Source organism: Paenarthrobacter nitroguajacolicus (assembly GCF_007786235.1).
Lineage (GTDB): Bacteria > Actinomycetota > Actinomycetes > Actinomycetales > Micrococcaceae > Arthrobacter > Arthrobacter nitroguajacolicus_A.
Genome location: NZ_VNFK01000036.1, coordinates 1 through 5,251, shown reverse-complemented (window position 1 = coordinate 5,251; position 5,251 = coordinate 1). Strand labels below are relative to the sequence as shown.

General features: G+C 63.2%; 5 protein-coding genes. 1 reads left to right on the top strand and 4 read right to left on the bottom strand.

Translation table 11 applies throughout. The features are described from left to right. Window positions 1–406 precede the first annotated feature (406 nt). On the bottom strand, window positions 407–1,594 hold the full coding sequence (locus FQP90_RS22825; protein WP_144653391.1) for a 4-hydroxybenzoate 3-monooxygenase: 1,188 nt from the start codon (window positions 1,592–1,594) through the stop codon (window positions 407–409). Between the two features lie 118 nt (window positions 1,595–1,712). Further along, window positions 1,713–2,453: an IclR family transcriptional regulator gene (locus FQP90_RS22820; RefSeq protein WP_144653389.1), complete on the bottom strand. Its 741-nt coding sequence runs from the start codon at window positions 2,451–2,453 to the stop codon at window positions 1,713–1,715. Between the two features lie 147 nt (window positions 2,454–2,600). Here FQP90_RS22820 and FQP90_RS22815 point away from each other — a divergent pair, with 147 nt between their 5' ends. Then, on the top strand, window positions 2,601–3,869 hold the full coding sequence (locus tag FQP90_RS22815) for an MFS transporter (RefSeq protein WP_144653387.1): 1,269 nt from the start codon (window positions 2,601–2,603) through the stop codon (window positions 3,867–3,869). Here the strand turns inward: FQP90_RS22815 and FQP90_RS22810 are convergent. Next, complete coding sequence (locus FQP90_RS22810) at window positions 3,866–4,291, bottom strand: Hpt domain-containing protein (protein ID WP_144653385.1); 426 nt, start codon at window positions 4,289–4,291, stop codon at window positions 3,866–3,868. The two genes, FQP90_RS22815 and FQP90_RS22810, sit on opposite strands and share 4 nt — an antisense overlap. Continuing rightward, complete coding sequence (locus FQP90_RS22805) at window positions 4,284–5,015, bottom strand: signal peptidase I (RefSeq protein WP_144653383.1); 732 nt, start codon at window positions 5,013–5,015, stop codon at window positions 4,284–4,286. Before FQP90_RS22805 ends, FQP90_RS22810 begins: the two co-directional genes overlap by 8 nt. Between the last annotated feature and the right edge of the window lie 236 nt (window positions 5,016–5,251).

Sequence of the window (5,251 nt, the reverse complement as noted above, 5' to 3'; positions counted from 1 at the left end):
GGCGTGCCCTGGTTCATCCCCCCACCCCACATCGACCCCCACCAAACACCCCGACGCAACCACCACCACACACCCCACAGAACATAGAGGCAGTGGAATGTGGGAGGAGCGCACCATCGATGGGAGTACATCATGCGTGGGCCGACCAGAAACAGATCGGTGTTTCGCGAGCCACCCATCGGGCGACTCCAAACTCGACCTCGCAACGCCGTGCACTCCAGTCGCAGTATCGTGCAGACGCCGAAGGGCGGACGGACAACACTGCGACCAACACCCGCCGACGACAGGCCACCGTGACGGCAGGCCACCAAAGGTGAGCTACCGCCGTCCAGCGCTTGTTCGGGCCAGCGCTTGTTCAGGCCAGGGGATCGTTAGATCGAGTGCCTGCTAAGTGAGCAGAGAGGAATCAGCGGGACGTAGGCCATCCCGTGTATGACTCCGCCAGGTATGCCTTGGCATGCTCGGACGTGACCACTGAGCGCAGCTCTCCGAGTTGCCGTGCACGGTCGAAGTCGTCGGCTCCGGGAACGGTGTGCAGCATGGAAGTCATCCAATAGGAGAAGTGCTGTGCCTTCCACACCCGGTCCAAGGCGCGGTCGCTGTAGGAGTCCAGCAGGGCAGTGGATCCGTTGGAATAGAAAGAATCCAGACCTTCGAAGAGCACCTTGACGTCGTGGATAGCCAGGTTAAGGCCCTTGGCACCGGTGGGCGGGACGGTGTGCGCAGCGTCCCCGGCGAGGAAGAGGTTGCCGTGGCGCATTGGGGTGTGAACGAAGCTTCGGAACGGGAGGACCATCTTCTCCAGGACTGGGCCTTCCTTGAGTTCAAACCCGTTGCCGTTGACGCGCTTGCGGAACTCGGACCAGATGCGTTCGTCGTCCCAGTCGGCCACATTCTCTTTGGGGTCGCACTGGAAATACATGCGCTGAACGTTCTCGGTTCGCTGGCTGATCAGGGCGAAGCCGTTATCGGAGTTGGCGTAGATCAGTTCGTCGGCGCTGCGCGGTGCTTCGGCGAGGATGCCGAACCAAGCGAACGGGTACTCGTGGAAGTACCACTTGCGGTTGGCTTCGGGGATCTGGAAGCGGCAATGGCTGCGAGAACCGTCGGCGCCCACCAGGAAATCGGCCTGAATCTCAAACTCACGGCCCTCGGCGTCGGTGAACCAGACTTTGGGCTTGCCTTCGAGGTGGTGCACGCTGGTGTCCGTCACGCTGTAGCGGACGTCGCCGCCGTCAGCTTCACGCTTCGCGGCAAGGTCCATGAAGACGTCGGTCTGCGGGTAGAGCCACACGGACTCACCCACGAGTTCCTTGAAGTTGATGCGGTGGCTTTCCCCATTGAAGCGCAGCTCGATACCGTCGTGCCGGTCACCTTCGCGGAGCACCCGGTCCGACACTCCGGAGTCGACCAGCAGGTTCACGGTGCCGTGCTCCAGAATGCCTGCACGGACTGTCTCCTGGATGTCCTTGCGGCTGCGAATCTCCACCACTACGGACGCGATGCCCTGCTGGGCCAAGAGGTGGGAAAGCATGAGGCCTGCGGGGCCCGCGCCCATGATGGCGACTTGGGTGGTGATGGGTGTGCGTGCCATGGTTGTTCCTCGCTTCGTTGCGGATCCCGGCTTGCTGGGAAGCGGGACGGATCTGGAATCAGTGTGGCCCGCATTGCGTGATTGGCGTTACAACAATTCCGTTGAACGGAAGCTGGATCTATTCGCCCAGTTGGCGACCGATACCCCGCGCCGCCGTTTGCAGTGCCGGAACCAACGCTTGAAGCCGCATCTCAGCAAGGGGAACCACCACTCCGAGCGCCGCCACAGTACGCCGCTTTCCGTTCATCACAGGCACAGCAATTCCCCACGTGTCCGGATCCACCACGCCCGCGAGTTGCGCGTAGCCCTGCTGGGCAGCTTCCGCCAGGAAGTGACGCACGACGTCGGCCGTCACCTTCCCGGAAGGGTCTTGGAACTGTTGGAGGTACTCCGCCTGCAGCTCTCGGGGCTGGTGCGACATCAGGGCCAATCCGGCAGACGAGATGTGGACCGGCATCCGCCCGGCGATTCGGGCGCGGTTGGCCACAGATCCCCGCCTGGAGAGCCGCTCCACAAAGAGCGCTTCCCACCCATCCAGCACAGCCAGGTTCACATTCTGGTTCAAGACTTGCTGGATGTCCTCCATGAACGGCATGGCCGCCTGCCGGAGGGCCAGCGTGGGCGAATTTCGATTCACGAGTTCCCACAAGCGGAGTCCCAGCCGAACATTCCCTCCTGCGCCAAGGTCCAGCAACCCATGCTCGGAGAGCTGGCGGACCAGCCGGTGGGCGGAGGACAACGGGAGTCCCGCCCGCTCAGCCAAGTCGGTCAGCTGCAGCGACGTCACGCCTTCAGGGAAGGCTGCAATCACCCGTACAACGCGGTCAACCACAGAATCGCCGGAAGTTGAGTTGGCCACGATGCACTCCTTTGTTGAGCGGCACGCAAGAGCGCCTTCCATTCAATGGTAGAACGTGTGCCGCAACATGATGCAGTGATACAACTCTCATGACCGACCGGCCGTTCTGCCGGCTCGTAGCCATGACAAAGAAGTACCGAGGACGCTATGCCAACGATGTCATCTGCCCGCCGCTCCCAATGGCCTGTTTGGCTCTGCTGGCTTGCCATGGTCCTCGACGGTTTCGACCTCGTGGTCCTGGGCACCGTCATCCCGACACTCATCAAAACCGGGGAACTCGGCTTCGACGCAGTCGGGGCCACGTTCGCGGCCACCATCTCTTTGGTGGGCGTTGGCTTGGGCGCGCTCTTCATCGCGCCACTCTCGGACAAGTTTGGTCGCCGAAAACTCCTGATCGCCTGTGTGGCGGGCTTCTCGCTTTTCACCGTCGGCATCGCCTTCGCCCCCAACGTGGCGGTATTCTCAATCCTTCGCCTGCTGGCTGGACTTGGTCTGGGCGCATGCCTGCCCGCCGCTTTGGCCTACATGAACGATTACGCCCCGGCAGGATCCGCAGGCAAGTCCACCACCCGGACCATGACCGGCTACCACGTGGGCGCAGTGGCCACCGCTCTGCTGGCCATCCTCATCGTTCCGAACTGGCGGCTCATGTTCATCATCGGCGGCGTCGCCGGACTGGTGCTGCTGCCCTTCCTGTGGGCCAAGCTGCCTGAGTCACTACCTGAAGCAGCCCCCGCCAAGGTGGGCGGAAGCGCGACGGCCCCTGCCGCCGTCGGACGCTCAACAGAGACAGCCCCCAAGACCGGATTCCGCGATCTGCTGCAGAAGCCATATCCCGTGGTTGCTGTGGGAATTGGTATCGCGTCCTTCATGGGATTGTTGCTGGTCTACGGGCTCAACACGTGGCTACCGCAGCTGATGGCAGCCGCCGGATACCCCGTGAGCACCGGCCTGACGCTGCTGCTGGTCTTGAACCTGGGCGCCGTGGCGGGGCTGTTCCTGGCCGGAGTGCTGGCTGACAAACACGGAACCAAGAAGATCGTGCTGCTGTGGTTCGGCTTGTCGGCCGTATTCCTTGCGATCCTGAGCGTCAAGATCCAGAACGAATTCCTGCTCAATGCTGCCGTGTTCGTCACGGGTATCTTCGTCTTCAGCTCGCAGGTGCTGGTCTACGCGTGGGTCAGCCAGCTGTTCCCCGCTCGTCTCCGTGGAACCGCGCTCGGCTTCGCCGCCGGCGTCGGCAGGCTCGGTGCGATCGTTGGGCCTGCAGTAACGGGAACCTTGGTGGCTGCGAACATCGCCTACCCGGCCGGCTTCTATGTGTTTGCTGCCGCTGGCGTTCTGGCTGTTGCCGCGCTGTTCCTGGTGCCACACGAGGTCAAAACGGTTGAGGCAAACGTGCCGGCTGAACGTTAGGCCGGTTTGGGAAATCCAGCCTGCTTGGGAAGCCTGGCGCTGGAGCATAGAGATTCCTGCGCCTTCCCGAGCAGCTGCGGCCCTGCGGCGAAGCAACGGTCAGTCGAGTTCTGAAGTGCCGGAAGTGCCTGGACCGCGGAATCGAAGTGGTCCTCACGGATCATCGTTTCGATGGCCCGGCATTGGTCCTCGGTCTCCAGCGCACCCACCATGGCCGAGGAGATCTTGAGGCTCAGGATCGCGTCCATGCTGGCGTCGGCGTCATGGTGGCACAAGCCGTTGGAGATCCTCAGGATCCGGCCGGGCAGCATGGACAGGTACGTGGAGAGGAAACGGAGCGCCGGCCTGGAGTCTCCCAACTCTTCAGCCAGCGCCTGCAGCCTGCACGGTTCCAGGGCAGGGATTCCGGGGCCCTCACTCACCGCTTGCTGCCTGGGGCTCTGCGGCGCCTTCCGGCGCTGACTTGCTGGGGTCCTTGGTCCAGATGGAGGCGAGCATTCCGAAGACCAGGATGGCGGGTGCACCGTACATCAGGATGTTCATGACGACGGGTTCGCGCAGGGCACGGATGGCGTTGCCAACGTAGGGAATGGTTGCCACTTGCTTGTCCACCGTTTCGCCCTGCAGGGTGGCGATCCAAGGGTCGATGCCGTTGTTCGCGTCGCCTTTGGTCTGCACGGCCACGCCGCCGTCGGCCGTTGCGGTGATCTCGGTGATGCGGTGGGTCTCCACCCGCTGGTCCTCCACGGGGATGTGATAGGTGATCACGTCGCCCACCTTGATGTCCGTGATGGACGTCGGTACGGTCACGACGACGTCGCCCGGGTTGATCATCGGCGCCATGGAACCGGTCAACATGGTTGAGGTCTGGTAGCCCAGGACGCGCGGCCCGATCGCCAGGAACAGGAACACCAGGGCGCCCAAGACCAGCATTCCCATACCGAGGAACTTCACGGCCGTGCCGGCAACGCGTCGGAAGGCGCCACGCTTTGCGGTGGTGGTTTCAGCGGTGGTGGTCTCAGCGGGGGTGTCGACGGCGGTGGGCCGCGTTTCGGTGGCTGGTGCGGCGGAGGTTTCTGTGCGGGTGGTCTTCGCGGCGGAACGCCGACCGTGGAGGGCGGGTCCGTTGATGCTGAGGGAGCTCATTGTCCTGGCGTTCCTTCCGGGTGTGGATCATCGTCTGACTAAGAGTCTGGGCGGTCTGGCTCAGGCTTCCCTGCGGAAAAGCCTCAAGTCTGGCTCAGGAAATACCGGCGGGCCTGATCGGGCAGGGGGGACGCCCGACCAGGCCCGGCGGGGCTTGGTGGTGGTTACTTGGTGGTTTCGGTGCGCTGGGTGCCGGTGAAGGAGAAGGCGATGGTGGAGGTGGCGCCTTGGAAGTC